Genomic DNA, 806 nt, shown 5'->3' on the forward strand with positions numbered 1-806 from the left:
TTCCACCGCACGCTCGCCGACGGCTGGGCATACGCCCGCTTCTACGGATCCGAATCCGAACGCCGATCCGCGTTACCCGGCTGGCTCCACTTCTACAATCATCACAGGCACCACTCCGCGATCGGAGCCCCACCCATCAGCAGAATCGACAACAACCTGCCTGGACATCACAGCTAGGGCATGTCTGACAATCGTTTTGACCATGCGAGCACAGCATTCAGGACCACAGCGGCCCTGTAGATGATCGCGTACTTGTCATACCGGGTCGCCAGACCCCGCCACTGCTTCAGGTGAGCGTACTGACGCTCGATGACGTTGCGGCCCTTGTAGGCGTCCGCGTCGAGGCTGACGGGGCGCCCGCCGCGGGCACCGCGCCGTCTGCGGTGGCCCTGCTGGTCGGCCGGTTCGGGGATGACCGCTTTGATCCCGCGGGCACGTAGGTGGGTGCGGATCGCCCGGGAGGAGTACGCCTTATCGCCCAGCACGGCCTCGGGGCGGGTCCGGGGCCGCCCTACCGGCCGTGCCACGCGCAGCTGCCCCAGCAGCGGCAGCAGCATCGGGGAGTCCCCGGCTTGGCCAGGGGTGATCAGGCTGACCAGCGGCAGCCCGGCCCCGTCGACGAGCTGATGGATCTTCGTGCTCAGCCCGCCACGGGAGCGCCCGATGCCGTGATCGGCCGGCTCCTCACGCGGATTCTTGTAGTTCGACCCATCCCCCTGTGAGGCGGGTGATGTTCGTGGCGTGCTGGTGGGCGCGGGCGATCGTGGAGTCCACCGAGACCGACCAATCGATCAGGCCTTCGGCGT

Annotated in this window: 1 protein-coding gene and 1 pseudogene; one reads left to right on the forward strand and one right to left on the reverse strand. The window is 67.4% G+C overall.

Features of this window, described 5'->3' with window-relative positions; genetic code table 11:
• A pseudogene (locus UN64_RS21810) lies at positions 1-177 on the forward strand (integrase core domain-containing protein); the annotation flags it as partial.
• On the opposite strand, the gene UN64_RS21815 reads toward UN64_RS21810, so the two are convergent.
• Positions 174-788, reverse strand: coding sequence for an IS5 family transposase (locus UN64_RS21815; RefSeq protein ID WP_216352818.1), 615 nt, complete (start codon positions 786-788; stop codon positions 174-176). The pseudogene UN64_RS21810 and the gene UN64_RS21815 sit on opposite strands and share 4 nt — an antisense overlap.
• Between the last annotated feature and the right edge of the window lie 18 nt (positions 789-806).

This window comes from Fictibacillus arsenicus (assembly GCF_001999465.1).
GTDB classification, from domain to species: Bacteria; Bacillota; Bacilli; order Bacillales; family Fictibacillaceae; genus Fictibacillus; species Fictibacillus arsenicus.